At 45.5% G+C, this 15,718-nt stretch carries 11 protein-coding genes and 2 rRNA genes; 11 read left to right on the top strand and 2 right to left on the bottom strand.

From position 1 onward, the window contains the following. Positions 1 to 229 precede the first annotated feature (229 nt). From ACRRS1_RS18915 to ACRRS1_RS18900, 4 genes are all read left to right on the top strand, one after another. Positions 230 to 3,117: ribosomal RNA gene (locus tag ACRRS1_RS18915) — 23S ribosomal RNA — on the top strand. Positions 3,118 to 3,227: 110 nt separating this feature from the next. Beyond that, positions 3,228 to 3,343, top strand: a 5S ribosomal RNA gene (gene rrf / locus ACRRS1_RS18910). A 336-nt stretch (positions 3,344 to 3,679) separates the two neighbouring features. Beyond that, the gene (locus ACRRS1_RS18905; protein ID WP_432463824.1) at positions 3,680 to 5,065 is read left to right on the top strand and encodes a PhoH family protein; all 1,386 of its coding nucleotides are present in this window, start codon (positions 3,680 to 3,682) and stop codon (positions 5,063 to 5,065) included. Between the two features lie 11 nt (positions 5,066 to 5,076). After that, positions 5,077 to 5,349, top strand: a complete 273-nt coding sequence (locus ACRRS1_RS18900) for a PilZ domain-containing protein (RefSeq protein ID WP_432455964.1) — start codon at positions 5,077 to 5,079, stop codon at positions 5,347 to 5,349. Here ACRRS1_RS18900 and ACRRS1_RS18895 read toward each other — a convergent pair. Next, positions 5,333 to 6,298: a hypothetical protein gene (locus ACRRS1_RS18895; protein WP_432460166.1), complete on the bottom strand. Its 966-nt coding sequence runs from the start codon at positions 6,296 to 6,298 to the stop codon at positions 5,333 to 5,335. The two genes, ACRRS1_RS18900 and ACRRS1_RS18895, sit on opposite strands and share 17 nt — an antisense overlap. A gap of 22 nt (positions 6,299 to 6,320) precedes the next feature. Next, positions 6,321 to 7,895: a 2-isopropylmalate synthase gene (gene leuA / locus ACRRS1_RS18890; RefSeq protein WP_432463823.1), complete on the bottom strand. Its 1,575-nt coding sequence runs from the start codon at positions 7,893 to 7,895 to the stop codon at positions 6,321 to 6,323. Between the two features lie 184 nt (positions 7,896 to 8,079). On the opposite strand from leuA, the gene ACRRS1_RS18885 reads away from it, so the two are divergent. From ACRRS1_RS18885 to ACRRS1_RS18855, 7 genes are all read left to right on the top strand, one after another. Continuing rightward, the gene (locus tag ACRRS1_RS18885; protein ID WP_432455967.1) at positions 8,080 to 8,727 is read left to right on the top strand and encodes a short chain dehydrogenase; all 648 of its coding nucleotides are present in this window, start codon (positions 8,080 to 8,082) and stop codon (positions 8,725 to 8,727) included. Between the two features lie 264 nt (positions 8,728 to 8,991). After that, positions 8,992 to 9,480 carry a phosphatase PAP2 family protein gene (locus tag ACRRS1_RS18880; protein ID WP_432455968.1) on the top strand — a complete coding sequence of 163 codons (489 nt, stop codon included), beginning with the start codon at positions 8,992 to 8,994 and terminating at the stop codon, positions 9,478 to 9,480. An 18-nt stretch (positions 9,481 to 9,498) separates the two neighbouring features. Then, the gene (locus tag ACRRS1_RS18875) at positions 9,499 to 10,605 is read left to right on the top strand and encodes an MJ1255/VC2487 family glycosyltransferase (protein WP_432460164.1); all 1,107 of its coding nucleotides are present in this window, start codon (positions 9,499 to 9,501) and stop codon (positions 10,603 to 10,605) included. 18 nt (positions 10,606 to 10,623) lie between these two features. Further along, a complete protein-coding gene (locus ACRRS1_RS18870; protein WP_432455970.1) occupies positions 10,624 to 10,779 on the top strand; it encodes a hypothetical protein in 156 nt (51 codons plus the stop codon). A gap of 281 nt (positions 10,780 to 11,060) precedes the next feature. Beyond that, positions 11,061 to 12,779 (top strand): acetolactate synthase 3 large subunit, encoded by a 1,719-nt coding sequence (locus ACRRS1_RS18865; protein ID WP_432455971.1) that lies wholly within the window; start codon positions 11,061 to 11,063, stop codon positions 12,777 to 12,779. Beyond that, complete coding sequence (gene ilvN, locus ACRRS1_RS18860) at positions 12,779 to 13,273, top strand: acetolactate synthase small subunit (RefSeq protein WP_432468927.1); 495 nt, start codon at positions 12,779 to 12,781, stop codon at positions 13,271 to 13,273. The genes ACRRS1_RS18865 and ilvN overlap by 1 nt, the downstream gene beginning before the upstream one ends. A 343-nt stretch (positions 13,274 to 13,616) precedes the next feature. Next, a complete protein-coding gene (locus ACRRS1_RS18855; protein WP_432460163.1) occupies positions 13,617 to 15,509 on the top strand; it encodes an EAL domain-containing protein in 1,893 nt (630 codons plus the stop codon). Positions 15,510 to 15,718 lie beyond the last annotated feature (209 nt).

The raw sequence follows: 15,718 nt of genomic DNA, 5'->3' as shown, positions 1-15,718 counted from the left end.
TTAAGAAAATAAAGCTAAGCATTATGTTGATACAGTGCTTAGCTTTGGTTTCTAAGAAGCCGAATGCTCTTTAACAATTTGGAAAAGCTGATAAAAAATATCTCAAAAATACGAGTTAAATAACAAGTGTTTTTGGTATTCAAAAAAATAAGGTGATCGTACTCGAGTGGCAGGATTTATACAGCCTGACCATTCAAGTGATTTAAGCGACAACATTTAGGTGTTGTATGGTTAAGTGACTAAGCGTATACGGTGGATGCCTTGGCAGTCAGAGGCGATGAAGGACGTGTTAATCTGCGATAAGCCATGTTGAGTCGATAAAAGACGCAATAGACATGGATTTCCGAATGGGGAAACCCACTGCATTTTATGCAGTATCGTAACGTGAATACATAGCGTTACGAGGCGAACCCGGGGAACTGAAACATCTAAGTACCCGGAGGAAAAGAAATCAACCGAGATTCTGGTAGTAGCGGCGAGCGAACCCGGATTAGCCCTTAAGCTTCTTATAATTTAGTGGAACAAGCTGGAAAGTTTGGCCGTAGCGGGTGATAGCCCCGTACACGAAAGGTGATTTGAAGTGAAAACGAGTAGGACGGCACACGTGATATGTTGTCTGAATATGGGGGGACCATCCTCCAAGGCTAAATACTCCTGACTGACCGATAGTGAACCAGTACCGTGAGGGAAAGGCGAAAAGAACCCCTGTGAGGGGAGTGAAATAGAACCTGAAACCGTATACGTACAAGCAGTGGGAGCCTCTTTGTGGGGTGACTGCGTACCTTTTGTATAATGGGTCAACGACTTAATTTCAGTAGCAAGGTTAAGCGAATAGCGGAGCCGTAGGGAAACCGAGTGTTAACTGCGCGCATAGTTGCTGGGATTAGACCCGAAACCCGGTGATCTAGCCATGGGCAGGTTGAAGATTGGGTAACACCAATTGGAGGACCGAACCGACTAATGTTGAAAAATTAGCGGATGACTTGTGGCTGGGGGTGAAAGGCCAATCAAACCGGGAGATAGCTGGTTCTCCTCGAAAGCTATTTAGGTAGCGCCTCGGACGAATACTAGTGGGGGTAGAGCACTGTTAAGGCTAGGGGGTCATCCCGACTTACCAACCCTTTGCAAACTCCGAATACCACTAAGTACTATCCGGGAGACACACGGCGGGTGCTAACGTCCGTCGTGAAAAGGGAAACAACCCAGACCGTCAGCTAAGGTCCCAAAGTCATAGCTAAGTGGGAAACGATGTGGGAAGGCTTAGACAGCCAGGATGTTGGCTTAGAAGCAGCCATCATTTAAAGAAAGCGTAATAGCTCACTGGTCGAGTCGGCCTGCGCGGAAGATGTAACGGGGCTAAGCTATGCACCGAAGCTACGGGTACTTGCTTTGCAAGTGCGGTAGAGGAGCGTTCTGTAAGCCGTTGAAGGTGATTCGTAAGGATTGCTGGAGGTATCAGAAGTGCGAATGTTGACATGAGTAACGATAAAGGGGGTGAAAAGCCCCCTCGCCGAAAGACCAAGGTTTCCTGTTCAATGTTAATCAGAGCAGGGTGAGTCGGCCCCTAAGGCGAGACTGAAAAGTGTAGTCGATGGGAAACAGGTTAATATTCCTGTACTTCGTATAATTGCGATGGGAGGACGGAGAAGGCTAGGCCAGCGCGGCGTTTGGTTGTCCGCGTTTAAGGTTGTAGGCTGGACACTTAGGAAAATCCGGGTGTCTAAGGCTGAGGATTGATGACGAGTCACTAAGGTGATGAAGTGGTTGATGCCCTGCTTCCAGGAAAAGTCTCTAAGCTTCAGATTATACGAAACCGTACCCCAAACCGACACAGGTGGTTGGGTAGAGAATACCAAGGCGCTTGAGAGAACTCGGGTGAAGGAACTAGGCAAAATGGTACCGTAACTTCGGGAGAAGGTACGCTGCTGTTGGTGATGGGACTTGCTCCCTGAGCTGACGGCAGTCGCAGATACCAGTTGGCTGCAACTGTTTATTAAAAACACAGCACTGTGCTAAATCGAAAGATGACGTATACGGTGTGACGCCTGCCCGGTGCCGGAAGGTTAATTGATGTGGTTAGCGCAAGCGAAGCTATTGATCGAAGCCCCGGTAAACGGCGGCCGTAACTATAACGGTCCTAAGGTAGCGAAATTCCTTGTCGGGTAAGTTCCGACCTGCACGAATGGCGTAATGATGGCCAAGCTGTCTCCACCCGAGACTCAGTGAAATTGAAATTGCCGTGAAGATGCGGTGTACCCGCGGCTAGACGGAAAGACCCCGTGAACCTTTACTACAGCTTGACACTGAACATTGACCCTACATGTGTAGGATAGGTGGGAGGCTTTGAAGCGTTGTCGCTAGATGATGTGGAGCCGACCTTGAAATACCACCCTTGTAGTGTTGATGTTCTAACGTTGTCCCGTTATCCGGGATGCGGACAGTGTCTGGTGGGTAGTTTGACTGGGGCGGTCTCCTCCCAAAGAGTAACGGAGGAGCACGAAGGTTGGCTAAGTACGGTCGGACATCGTACGGTTAGTGCAATGGCATAAGCCAGCTTAACTGCGAGACAGACACGTCGAGCAGGTACGAAAGTAGGTCATAGTGATCCGGTGGTTCTGTATGGAAGGGCCATCGCTCAACGGATAAAAGGTACTCCGGGGATAACAGGCTGATACCGCCCAAGAGTTCATATCGACGGCGGTGTTTGGCACCTCGATGTCGGCTCATCACATCCTGGGGCTGAAGTCGGTCCCAAGGGTATGGCTGTTCGCCATTTAAAGTGGTACGCGAGCTGGGTTTAGAACGTCGTGAGACAGTTCGGTCCCTATCTGCCGTGGGCGTTTGAGAATTGAAGGGAGCTGCTCCTAGTACGAGAGGACCGGAGTGGACGAACCGCTGGTGTTTGGGTTGTTATGCCAATAGCATTGCCCAGTAGCTACGTTCGGAACTGATAACCGCTGAAAGCATCTAAGCGGGAAGCAGGCCTTGAGATTAATTCTCACTAGGACTTTAAGTCCTCTGAAGGGCCGTTGGAGACTACAACGTTGATAGGCAAGGTGTGTAAGTGCTGTGAGGCATTGAGCTAACTTGTACTAATTACCCGTGAGGCTTAACCATACAACACCTAAAGGGTGTTGCTTATAGATACTTTATTTTAGAACCAAGAGTGCTTGTTATGCTCGTGGGATATATCAGTTTTTTCGAATGTTAAAGACAACAAGTTTTTGCCTGGTGGCAATAGCGTTGTGGAACCACCTGAACCCATGCCGAACTCAGAAGTGAAACGCAACTGCGCCGATGATAGTGTGGGGTCTCCCCATGTGAAAGTAGGTCACTGCCAGGCGCCTATTTTAAAAACCCAGCTATGTGCTGGGTTTTTTTATGTCTGAAATTGCCATGTGAAAGTAGGCTGGATATTGCCAGGCGCCTATTGAGAGAAAGCCTATCCTCACGGGATAGGCTTTTTTTATGTCTGGGATTGAGCGCGGACAGGCCGATGCTGAATGTGAAATGGGGAGGGGATGCATGGAGAGCTAGCGGATTTTCCATATTTGTTTGATATTTGAACGATCAGGTTTTTGTCATGCCGAAATGTTTGTAAAGCGGATAAAGATGTTTTAACTTGAGATTGAAGGTTTGCACGATTGTTAGATCGCCTATGAGCCTATGGAGGGCAAATATGGAAAATGATTCCTCAAGTAAACTGTTCATCCTCGATACCAATGTGCTGCTGCACGAACCCCTCGCAATATATTCATTTCAAGAACATGACGTTGTCATCCCGATGACGGTGTTAGAAGAGTTGGACCGGATCAAAGATCGCCAAAAAGATGTTGCTCGTGATGCTCGGGTGGCGATCCGGGCCTTGGAAGATGTGTTCGCTTCAGCTACTCCAGAACAGATTATTCATGGTGTAGAACTTAAAAATGATGCTGATAATCAAGTCAATGGTAAGATCTCTATTTTTGCGGATCATACCTTAGAAAAAGAACAGCGTAACTTTACCGCTGATGAGCCGGATAACCGGATTATTAATGCGGCGATCTATTTGCAACAAAAACATGCGTCTCGCCAAGTTGTATTGGTCACCAAAGATATTAATATGCGGCTTAAAGCCAAAGGGGCTGGGCTCGAACATGTTGAAGATTATCGTACGGATCAATTAATTGATGATATTCGTTTGTTAGCTAAAGGCTTCGTTGAATTTGAAGGTAGTTTCTGGGGACGAGTGAAGGATTGTGATAGTAGCTCTGAAGGACGTGATACTCATCATGTGATTGATACAGAAATTGTTGGGCCTTGCTATGTGAATCAATACTTGATCGATGATACGAAAAGCTTCGCAGCGCGGGTTATGAGTAAGACCGAAGATAAGACTGAGTTGCTTGATTTGGGCTATGAACGCTTAATGGGCAAACACGCCTGGGGAGTTCATCCTAAGAATATATATCAAGGAATGGCTTTTGATGCGCTACTCGATCCGACGATAGATTTGGTTATTCTGACTGGGCCAGCTGGTTGTGGTAAAACTCTACTGGCAATGGCAGCAGCCTTGGAAATGGTTGTTGAGAAAGGCATTTACGATAAGATTATCGTGACTCGTAATACACCTGAAATCGCCGAGTCTATTGGCTTCTTACCGGGTACTGAAGAGGAGAAAATGGCACCATGGCTAGCCGCTATCACGGATACTCTGGAAGTGTTACATAAGCATGATGAATCGATGTCAGGTTCGATGAGTTATATTATGGAAAAGGCTAATATTCAGTTCAAGTCGGTGAACTTTATGCGCGGACGCAGCATTCAAAATTCCTTTGTTTTTTTGGATGAGTGTCAAAATTTGACAGCTTCCCAGCTGAAAACGATTATTACCCGCTGCGGTGAGGGCACCAAATTGGTATGCTGTGGTAATCTGGCGCAAATCGATAGTAATTATTTATCGGCAGTTACGTCCGGTTTAACCTATATCGTAGAGCGTTTTAAAGATTTTGAAGGGAGCGCGAACGTTTACTTAAATGGTGTAGTGAGGAGCCGTTTAGCCTCGTTTGCTGAAGAAAAACTATAGAAGGTAAGGCAATGATCGGAGAAGCGGAGAAGCGCGCATTTCATCGTATGTTGATTAATGCAGAGCTGAAGATTTGGGTGGGTCAGCATAGTTATGCTGGCCTGTGTAAAGACTTAAGTGCAACGGGTATGGGGATTAGTGTCAAAGACCTCACACTGCAACTTGGTGATGAGGTGGAAGTTGCTCTGAGTGGCCAAGGTGTGGCACCATTTTCCGCCAAAGGAAAAGTGGTTCGTGCTAATAGTAGTGCTGATTATGCGATAGAGTTTACTTCTCTCTCTTAAATTTTGGCGGCACCCAATCCATGCGCTGGTAGCTGTAGATCCCCGAGCGTATGGCTTGCGCACTGCTGTCGGCAACTTTACCGAGTGGATACAAGGCTGGGCCTGTTGGTTCGGCTAAAACCATGGTTTTTCCCGCAACGTTTACCGTTTCATCGTTTGCTCGTGGGGGAATACCTAAGGCGAGCAAGGCATGGTTCGGTACATAGATAATAGCGACCCCCAAGCGCGGATATAAATATTTCAACGCGCTGGCGAGTAGCGTGGTTTTGCTATCACAGTCTCCTTGATTATTCCGCAGCACTTGAATGGGAGTGAGATAACCAGCTCCGCGTAGATTATCTTTCGAACGGAGTTGATTGTAGGGGATCGATTGAACAAAACTCAGTAAGTAATTAGTTATCTCTCTCAGCGGAACTGGGTCTTTGTTGATGGCATTGAGACTACTGTTGAGCCAACTTGTTAGATACTTCGCACTCTCTTTCGCGAATCGATTGTGATCAGGCATGATTGCAGTGCTACTATCACTGATGGTTTGTTCAATAAAATATTGCTGCTGTAGATAGTCTTGATAGAACTTGTCACTGTGGCTGTTGATCTGCGCCACTAGCTGGTCAATGAAGACTTGGTCATAGCCTTGTATTTGAAAACTGAACTGGTTATGACTGCTACTTATGCTAACCCTTGCCTGCTTAGGATCGAGCTTATCCAACTCTGGTTTGAGTTTATTTAAAATATATTGCTGTGCCTGTTTGGGTCGGTATTGGATGAATTTAGTCAGTTGAATCGGGTAGCCGAGCAGTTCGAACTGTAGTTGTTGTTTTTGGCCTTGGTGATCTTGCCATAAATATTGATAATGGCTTTGCTTACGTTCGAAGAGCAATTGTTTGGCTTGACTCAAGGGCGTCAAAATACTGGAGAAGATCAATAGCCATAGCCAAGTTTTGTGCATTGCTTCTCCAGTGTGGTTTTTATTAGCCTAGTCTAGACTGCTTTTGTTTCGCGACTTGCTCGGCACGATGAATGTGGTTCAAAACATGCACAAAAGCTTTGGCTGAGGCTTCGACAATGTCGGTCGCGAGTCCCATGCCATGATATTTACGTCCTTGATAGTTCGCAACAATATCAGCCTTCCCTAAAGCATCTTTTATATCTGTTTTGGCTGCAGTGGTGGTACCGCCTCCCGCCGCTTCGATGGTGTAGTCATCTATTTTTATATCGTAACCGGTAATTTTTCGTAAGCAACGATATGCGGCATCAATGGGGCCGTTTCCAGTGGATGCCTCTAGGAATGTGTGTTCACCTGCGACCAGTTTCACTGTTGCAGTTGAGACCACATCTGAGCCGCTTTGAGCGCTTAGGTAGTCCAACCGATAGAACTCGGTATCATCTTGTAAGTTATTAAAAAAGACGAGAGCTTCAAGATCATAATCAAATACTTGACCTTTGCGGTCGGCCAAGCCTAAGAAGCTCTCGTAGAGTTCGTCGAGATCGTAGTCGGTTTCGTTATATCCTAACTCTTGCATTCGGTGTTTTATCACATGGCGACCAGAGCGAGAGGTCAGGTTAAGACTATTTTTATTTAAGCCGATGCTTTCAGGGGTCATGATCTCGTAGGTATTTTCGTTCTTCAACATACCATCTTGGTGGATCCCGGAAGAGTGCGAGAAGGCATTACTACCAACAATGGCCTTATTAGCTTGCACTGGCATATTGCATAAGTGGCTTACCAGTTGGCTTGCACGGTAAATTTCTTGTGACTTAATATTGGTGCGAAGGCCGTCCAATTGATCTTTTCGGGTATTAATGATCATGGCCACTTCTTCTAGAGAACAGTTACCTGCTCGTTCACCTATTCCATTTAGGGTACATTCGATTTGTCGTGCCCCCTGTTGAATGGCGCTAATGGAGTTGGCTACCGAGAGCCCTAAATCGTCATGGCAGTGAACAGAAATTATGGCTTGGTCGATATTGGGGACTCGGTTAAATAGCTTGCTGATGATTCCGCCGAACTCACTGGGGACGGTGTAGCCCACGGTATCAGGAATATTGACCGTCGTGGCACCGGCTTTAATTGCCGCCTCGACCATGCGACATAAATTATCGATCGGGGTTCGTCCCGCGTCTTCGCAGGAGAACTCAACATCATTGGTATAGTTTCGCGCATGCTTGACTGCGGATACAGCCATCGCCAATACGTCATCGAAGCTACGCTTGAGTTTGCTTTCGACGTGTACGGTTGAAGTCGAAATAAAGGTGTGGATGCGGAAGGCTTCGGCGACTTTTAACGCTTCTGCTGCGACATCAATGTCTTTGGGGAGGGCGCGAGACAGAGCACATACCGTGGAATTTTTGATTTCGCGCGCAATGGTTTGCACTGATTCAAAATCACCGGGTGAGGATATAGGAAAGCCGACTTCCATGATGTCGACACCTAAACGCTCTAAGGCAAAAGCAATTTGTAGCTTTTCTTTCACGGTTAAACTGGCGGCGAGCGCCTGTTCGCCATCACGTAGCGTCGTATCAAAAATTTTGACTAGGTCTGACATTCATTAATCCTTGTCTATGATTAGTGGTGTTTGCGTAACAGCATGGACCGTTATTACGGTTTATTATTTTTTTCGCTTAGCTGGCCATGCAATCTTGTTTTGCTATTTTAGCAAGCCCACATCTTACTGGCTAACATCTAATTCAACTAATCTCTTTGAGCAGCATTGAGTATGGAGTAACAATTTGAATAAAACTGCTATCGTGATCGGTGCCACGGGCCTCGTCGGATTGGCGCTGGTTAAACAGTTACTCGCTGATCCGCAATGGGCAAAGGTGAAGGTATTTAGTCGCCGGTCGATGGATCTAAATTCGTCGAAGCTAGACCTACATGTAGTTGATTTTACCCAACTGCCCATCTGGCAATCACAGATTAAAGGGCATAGCTTGTTTATCTGCTTAGGAACGACTTTGCGTCAAGCAGGGAGCCGAGCGGCAATGCGACAGATTGATTACGAGTTACCGCTAGATTTTTCGATTGCGGCGAAGCGCAATGGTATTGAAGATTGTTTGTTAATTTCCAGTCGCATGGCGAATCCTGCATCTGTTTTTCATTATCTAAGAATCAAAGGCGAACTAGAACAAGCGCTCACGCATTTGTTGTTTAAACGGCTAATGATTTTTCGCCCAGGGCCTTTACTGGGTCAACGTCGGGAACCAAGAACTTCGGAACAACTGGTTGCGGTGTTACAACCGCTATTTCGTGCTCAGTATTCTCCATTTAGGGCGTGGCGAGGCACTTCTGCCAACAGCCTTGCCCGTTGTATGTTGCGTCATGCGAATGATACAGCACCGCAGCAAAAGCAGATCTTCCAAGGTGAGGCGCTGTATTAATCGTTGGTTGTTGATTCGAATCAATCGGACTGGTTGGATGGGCGAGCCGGGTTATTCAGCTAAATGATCGCTTCGTTTTTCGTTTCTTGCTGTGAGCATGGCCCCAGTAGAAACTTGTTGTTCGCGTTACTACCGAGAGAATGCTTATTTTATTGTGCTTATTGTCAACTGTAGGTCTCTTGTCATCGTTTTGTCAAACTATGTTCATTTCCCGGTAAAGCAATATCTTCAGTCTGGAGTTAAAACTCATGGATGGAGCTTGCTATGTTACAACGATTACACCAGTGGGATTACGCCATATCAGCTAGCTGTTTAGGGCATCGCTTTAATCGGCAAGTCGCTAGTTTGGCTAAAATTGTGTCACATTCCGGAGATGGTTATTACTACGCCTTATTTGCAGGCGTGATTGCTTTCACCTCCCACGCCGAAGCATTCATCAGTTTATCTCTACCCGCTTACGCCTTGGAGTTGTTGTGTTATTTATTGCTTAAGCAAGTGTTTCGTCGTGACCGGCCGCAAGCGCTGCCAGTGTTTATTCGCCCTTCCGATCGTTTCAGTTTTCCCTCAGGGCATAGTGCCGGTGCTTTTGTGATGGCGAGTTGTATCGCTCAGGTGTTCCCTACATGGGGGATGTTTGCATTTACCTGGGCGAGTTTAATCGCCTGTTCCCGGGTATTGCTTGGCGTTCATTTTATTAGTGATGTGGTTGCTGGCGCTGGTTTGGGTCTGCTGATTGTAAGTAGCATAAATTAGAATTAGGTGATGACAACGATGCGAATTCTTTATGGTGTCCAGGGTACTGGTAATGGTCATATTACACGCGCTAGGCTACTTTGTGCTGCGTTGAAGCAGCGTGGTATTAAGCTCGATGTGCTGATGTCTGGACGAGTAGGAGCATTGCCAGAAGTACCAGAGTTTGATGATTATCGCGCCGTGAAAGGGATTAGTTTTTATCACCATGGCGGTAAGATTGATCGTTGGGAGACCTTAAAAAACTTATCGCTCAAGCAATTTAGAAAGGATGTCACGGGCTTAGATTTATCTGCTTATGATCTACTGATCAATGATTTTGAACCAGTCAGTGCTTGGGCTGCGAAGCAACAAGGCTTGAAGAGTTTATCGATCTCTCATCAAGCTGCGTTTTTATACGATGTACCCTGTAAACAAATGAGCTATTGGAATCAATTGTTGATCCGCTACTTTGCACCTTGTGAGTATAACCTTGGTGTACATTGGTGTGATAACCAGCAGCCTATTATTCCGCCTTTAGTCGAGCCTTTAAGCAATATTAGTAATCATGGCAAGATACTGGTGTATTTACCCTTTGAATCTTTAGCACAGATCAAACTATTACTGCGTCGTTTTAGTACTTATCAGTTTGTTTGTTTTCATCCAGATATCAGCCATGTAGGTGAAGATGAGAATATTCAATTTCAACCCATCGCTAGGCAGACTTTTCTCTCTCATTTGAGTGCCTGCGCCGGGGTATTTTGTAATGCAGGGTTTGAGTTGCCATCTGAAGCAATGGCTGCAGGTAAAAAACTATTAGTGAAACCACTGATCGGCCAGTTTGAGCAGCAGAGTAATGCTTATACTCTACAAAGCCTAAATTTGGCTCAGGTAACCGATAGCTTAGACCCTTATCAATTGGATGCTTGGTTGCAGCAGGAGCAAGCTGAGCCAGTCCATTATCCCAATGTTGCGGCCATTTTAGCGGAATATATTCAGTCTGGAGAGTGGCTTGAACTGTCATCAATGGCTAGCGCCATGTGGCGGCAAGTGAGTTATCCTGCGAGCAGCCAACAGATGATGACAAATATTATCCAAGATAAAACCGCAAGCGAGAATACATTGTCTAAAATAAAAGTATGGGGTTAGTGCTACGAGGAGAGAGAGATGCGTTTCATTAATGAAGACGGCGAAGTCATGGAATTAGCCAATAATATGACCATTCAAGAATTATATGATATGGGGGTCAGTATTTCTTTGAGTGAGGATACGGATCCCGAGCAAAAAATATGGTTAACGGAAGAGCATGATGCTATAAATTGAAAAACAACTTATGTTACGTACTGAGAGGCCAGATGGTATTAGATTACTGTCTGGTTTTTTGTTTTTATTTTAGGTTAATCAACTTATTGTTGCCTAGTAAGGGATGAAGAATTTATATGATTTGCCACCGAAAACCGCAGAAAGAGCAGACAAAAGCGTAGACGCTAGGGGGCAAGAAACGTTACAGTGCTAGCCTTGGAAGGCTGGATTTTATGTCCCATTTTCCGCAACACAATGAAGTTATCCCACAATGACAATAAATAAAGCCTGGAGGCTTGAACATGGAGAAGTTATCCGGCGCCGAAATGGTCGTCCGCTGTTTGCAAGATCAGGGTATTAAACATATTTTTGGTTACCCTGGCGGCTCAGTACTAGATGTTTACGACGCACTCTTCGATAGCAGTGATATTGAGCATATTTTGGTTAGACACGAGCAGGCCGCGGTCCATATGGCCGATGGTTACGCACGTGCAACTGGAGAAGTTGGTACCGTGCTTGTGACTTCTGGCCCTGGCGCGACGAATACGATTACAGGTATTGCCACAGCCTACATGGATTCAATTCCGTTGGTGATTTTATCGGGTCAGGTGCCAACCACTTTGATCGGCCAAGACGCGTTCCAAGAGACTGACATGATCGGTGTCTCTCGACCAGTGGTCAAACATAGCTTTTTAGTCAAAAAAGCTGAAGATATTCCAGCGGCAATTAAGAAAGCCTATTACATCGCTGCCACAGGGCGTCCTGGTCCGGTGGTGATTGATTTGCCAAAAGATGTGCAAAATCCATTACTTAAATTTCCTTATGAATACCCTAAGTCAGTGAGTATGCGCTCTTATAATCCGACGCTGACTGGCCATAAAGGACAAATTAAGAAAGCCGTTAAGGCTCTGTATCAGGCCGTACAACCGGTCTTATATATTGGTGGTGGTGCGATTACTGCCGATGCTGGTGAACAGATCGGTAAACTGGTCGATTTGCTGAATGTGCCTGTCACTTCAACATTGATGGGTTTAGGTGCGTTTCCTTCAACTGATCCTCGCTTTTTGGGTATGTTGGGGATGCATGGCACCTATGAAGCGAATATGGTCATGCATCATGCCGATGTAATTTTTGCCGTCGGCGCTCGCTTTGATGACCGAGTGACCAACAATGTCGCTAAGTTTTGTCCTAATGCCACTATTTTGCATATCGACATTGATCCCACTTCAATTTCGAAGACAGTGCATGCTGATATTCCAATCGTTGGTTCGGTAGATGCGGTACTCAATCAAATGCTTGATTTGATCGAAGAAACGGGCGCAAAAAATGATGCGGATGCGATTGAACAGTGGTGGGTAAAAGTTGAACAGTGGCGTGCTCGTGAATGTTTAACTTATGCAAAAAGCGATAGCTTGATTAAACCACAGCAAGTGATTGAATCGATGTACCGAGTAACCAAAGGAGAGGCTTATGTCGCCTCCGATGTTGGTCAGCATCAAATGTTTGCTGCGCTCTATTATCCTTTTGATAAACCGCGTCGTTGGATCAACTCCGGCGGTTTGGGAACGATGGGCTTTGGCTTTCCTGCGGCAATGGGGGTTAAATTTGCCTTCCCTGACGCCACCGTCGCCTGTGTGACGGGAGATGGTTCGATTCAAATGAACATTCAAGAGTTGTCGACTTGCTTGCAGTACAATGTGCCGGTTGTAATTGTATCTCTTAATAACCGCTCTTTAGGTATGGTGAAGCAGTGGCAGAAAATGTTCTACGATGGTCGCCAATCTCACTCTTACATGGACTCGGTGCCTGATTTTGTGAAGTTGGCCGAGGCTTATGGTCATGTAGGGATCCAAGTGAACCATCCTGATGAGCTAGATGCTGCAATGGAAAAAGCCTTTTCGATGAAAGATCGGGTGGTATTCATGGATATTTTAGTTGATCCAGAAGAACATGTTTATCCGATGCAAATTAAAACCGAAGCGATGAAAGATATGTGGTTAAGTAAAACGGAGAGAACATAATGCGCCGAATTATTTCAGTTTTATTAGAAAATGAAGCCGGTGCTTTATCTCGAGTAACTGGTTTATTCTCACAGCGCGGTTTTAATATCGATTCACTTACGGTATCTACCACCGAAGATCCCACTCTGTCACGAATGAGTATTTGTAGCTTTGGTGATGACAATACAATTGAGCAAATTACCAAGCAGCTAAACAAGTTAGTTGATGTGCTTAAGGTATCGGTCCTTACCGAAGCGGACCATGTGGAACGCGAGATCATGTTGGTTAAGGTTCGAGCCGCAGGTAATCTGCGAGAAGAGGTGATGCGAACTTGTGATATTTTCCGCGGGCAAATTGTCGATGTGACTCCGAGTCTGTATGTAATGCAGCTTAGTGGTGACAGTGCCAAGTTAGACGCTTGCTTGAAGACCCTGTCTCAATCCACCGAAATCTTAGAAGTGGTGCGAAGTGGCGTATGTGGTATTAGCCGTGGTGAGCGTATGCTACGCCCATAGCTTGCTTAAATTCTAGGTTGAAGACCAGCCTTGGCTGGTCTTTTTTATTTGTACAGACAACTCCTTGATGAATAACTGATATACTCTAGAAGCTGATGTGTTCTATCGATACGGATCACCGTAAATGTTGCATTGATGGGCGACGAGTTCCGTCCGAAGGCGCGACTGTTTTCTTATTGAAAGGAAATTGATAAGTATTGATTTGGTTTACGCTGTGGCAAACTTTTCTTCATGCTTAAAAAGCAGTGACTTGAACAAAAATTACTGACCTCCAGAGACCAACAGGCCTTGTTGATGTTAAGGGATGGTAAATCGACGGCCTAGATGGTGAGGAACACCAAGCATGAAATTCTCCAATCGGATTATTATTTTTACCATTAGCTGCGTCGTGGTTGCAGTATTGTTGGTATTACTTGGTGGTGGATTAACCTTTCGTCAGTTAGCCTTCAATCAACAACAACAGCAATTGCACTCCGTTGTAGAAGTGATTGATGGTCAGTTAAGTGTACAACCCGATACTCCGGAATTTGCGCAGTGGTTACCCAGTTGGTTAAGAGCGCATAATATTCAGGCTTTAGAAGTGTCTAATCGTGGTGGTGTGCTCTATACCTTTCGTGAACTAAATTATACGGGGAACAGTAATCGCTTAATTTCTTACCGCTATCCTTTAGTGGCTCACCCTGACTTCAGCGTACAAATCTGGGTGGAACGACCGTTTAAGCAATTGACTTATGAGCCGGAGGCCATGCTTGGGATTGGTGGCGGTTTAGTGATTGTTGCCCTGGGCTTGGTTGTGGTATTTCGTTGGTTGAAAAATATCATGCATGGCGCAGAGTTATTACAGACTCGAGGTAATCGCATCTTGGCTGGGCGCTTGCGAGATGCGCAAGTTGGCAGTGCAAAAGAGTGGCCGAATGCAGCCAGCAAGGCATTGGAACAATTAATTACCGAGTTGATAGAGGCGCGTCAAGAGCGGAGTCGTTTTGATTGTATTATTCGTAATAATGCCTTTGTTGATGAACTCACCCAACTCTCTAATCGCACTCATTTTTATAATCAATTGGAAGCCGAAATTACCGACGCTGATGCCCACACGGGTGCAGTGCTGCTGATTTATTTGCGCGGTATGGACGATGTAAATTACCAGTACGCGCGTAGTGAAGGTGACGCTATTTTGCAGCAAAGCGCCCAGGTTTTAAAACAATATACGCAACGCAATATCGAAGTGAATTTGGCTCGTTATAGTGGTGATGCCTTTGCTTTGTTATTACCGCTGTCGACTTTGGATGAAGCGGAAGATACTGCTGCTGGCATTTTAAAATTGTTGGAGCGGATTGCGTTGCCAGAAGTGGTTAATGCCGATGACTTTTTCTATATCGGTATTGCTGGTTATCAATATGGGGATGGTGCACAACAGGTCATTGAACAAGCCGAAGACGCTTTGCGTGTGGCACAGATGCAACGTCATAATGCTTGGCATGTCATCTCTCGTAAGTTGAATTCAACTCAAACAGGAAAGGGCTCGGTTCGCTGGCGAACCTTGTTACAGCATGTCCTGAGTAATGATGGTCTGCATTACTATCATCAGGCGGTATATGATGAAGACGGTGATGTGTGTTATCAAGAGCTGTTGTCGAGGATCACCGATTATCAAGGGGAAGTGATTAATGCCGGTGTATTTTTACCTTGGGCAGAGAAAAGTGGTTTACAGGCCGAGTTTGACCATCATGCGCTCAGTTTTGCGATGCAACAAGTGAGGTTCTCAAGTGATCCGATTAGTGTGAATCTAAATATTGCAACGGTTATCAAACAGTCGGTGATGCGCGAATTATTGCAATGGATTTTTGACCGCCCAGCTAGAGAGTGTCAAAAGCTGATTTTAGAGTTCACCGAAATTCAACTCTCTCAGTTAAATGATACCCAGATGCTTAGGCTCAAAGCGCTCAATAAAAAGGGCATTAAACTCGCTGTAGAGCGGGCTGGTCAGCAAGTCGTTAGTACCCAGTACCTTGGTGAGCTTACACTGGAGTATTTAAAGTTACATACCAGCTTAGTGCGTGATATTCAAATTCGTCAGGTCAATCAATTAGCGGTAAGCTCTATTATCGCCAGTTGTGCGGGTCGGGTGAAAGTGATCGCTGTTGGGGTTGAACGCAACGAAGAGTGGCGAGTATTACAACGTCTAGGTATTCATTGCGTGCAGGGCTTTTTATTTTCCAAACCGGAAGCGATTTAATTCATTTTAGGCCCTGAGTTAAGTTTGAAGTGCCGAGCGAAGTGAATATCATTGAATCGTTTCTGGGAATAAAATAGCCATAAACTACGCTTCGTTTAGTTTTCTGGCTAGGTTTGGGCTTTATATTCCAGATCTTATGTTCAGCTAAAGTTGAATGCTAATATTACCCAAGCTCTGTCTTGTATCAAGGTTTGCTAAATCCTCGGTAA

Source organism: Agarivorans sp. Z349TD_8, from assembly GCF_050870825.2.
GTDB lineage: Bacteria > Pseudomonadota > Gammaproteobacteria > Enterobacterales > Celerinatantimonadaceae > Agarivorans.
Note: the sequence above shows the minus strand (reverse complement) of the source record. Positions and strands in the feature narration are given on the sequence as shown.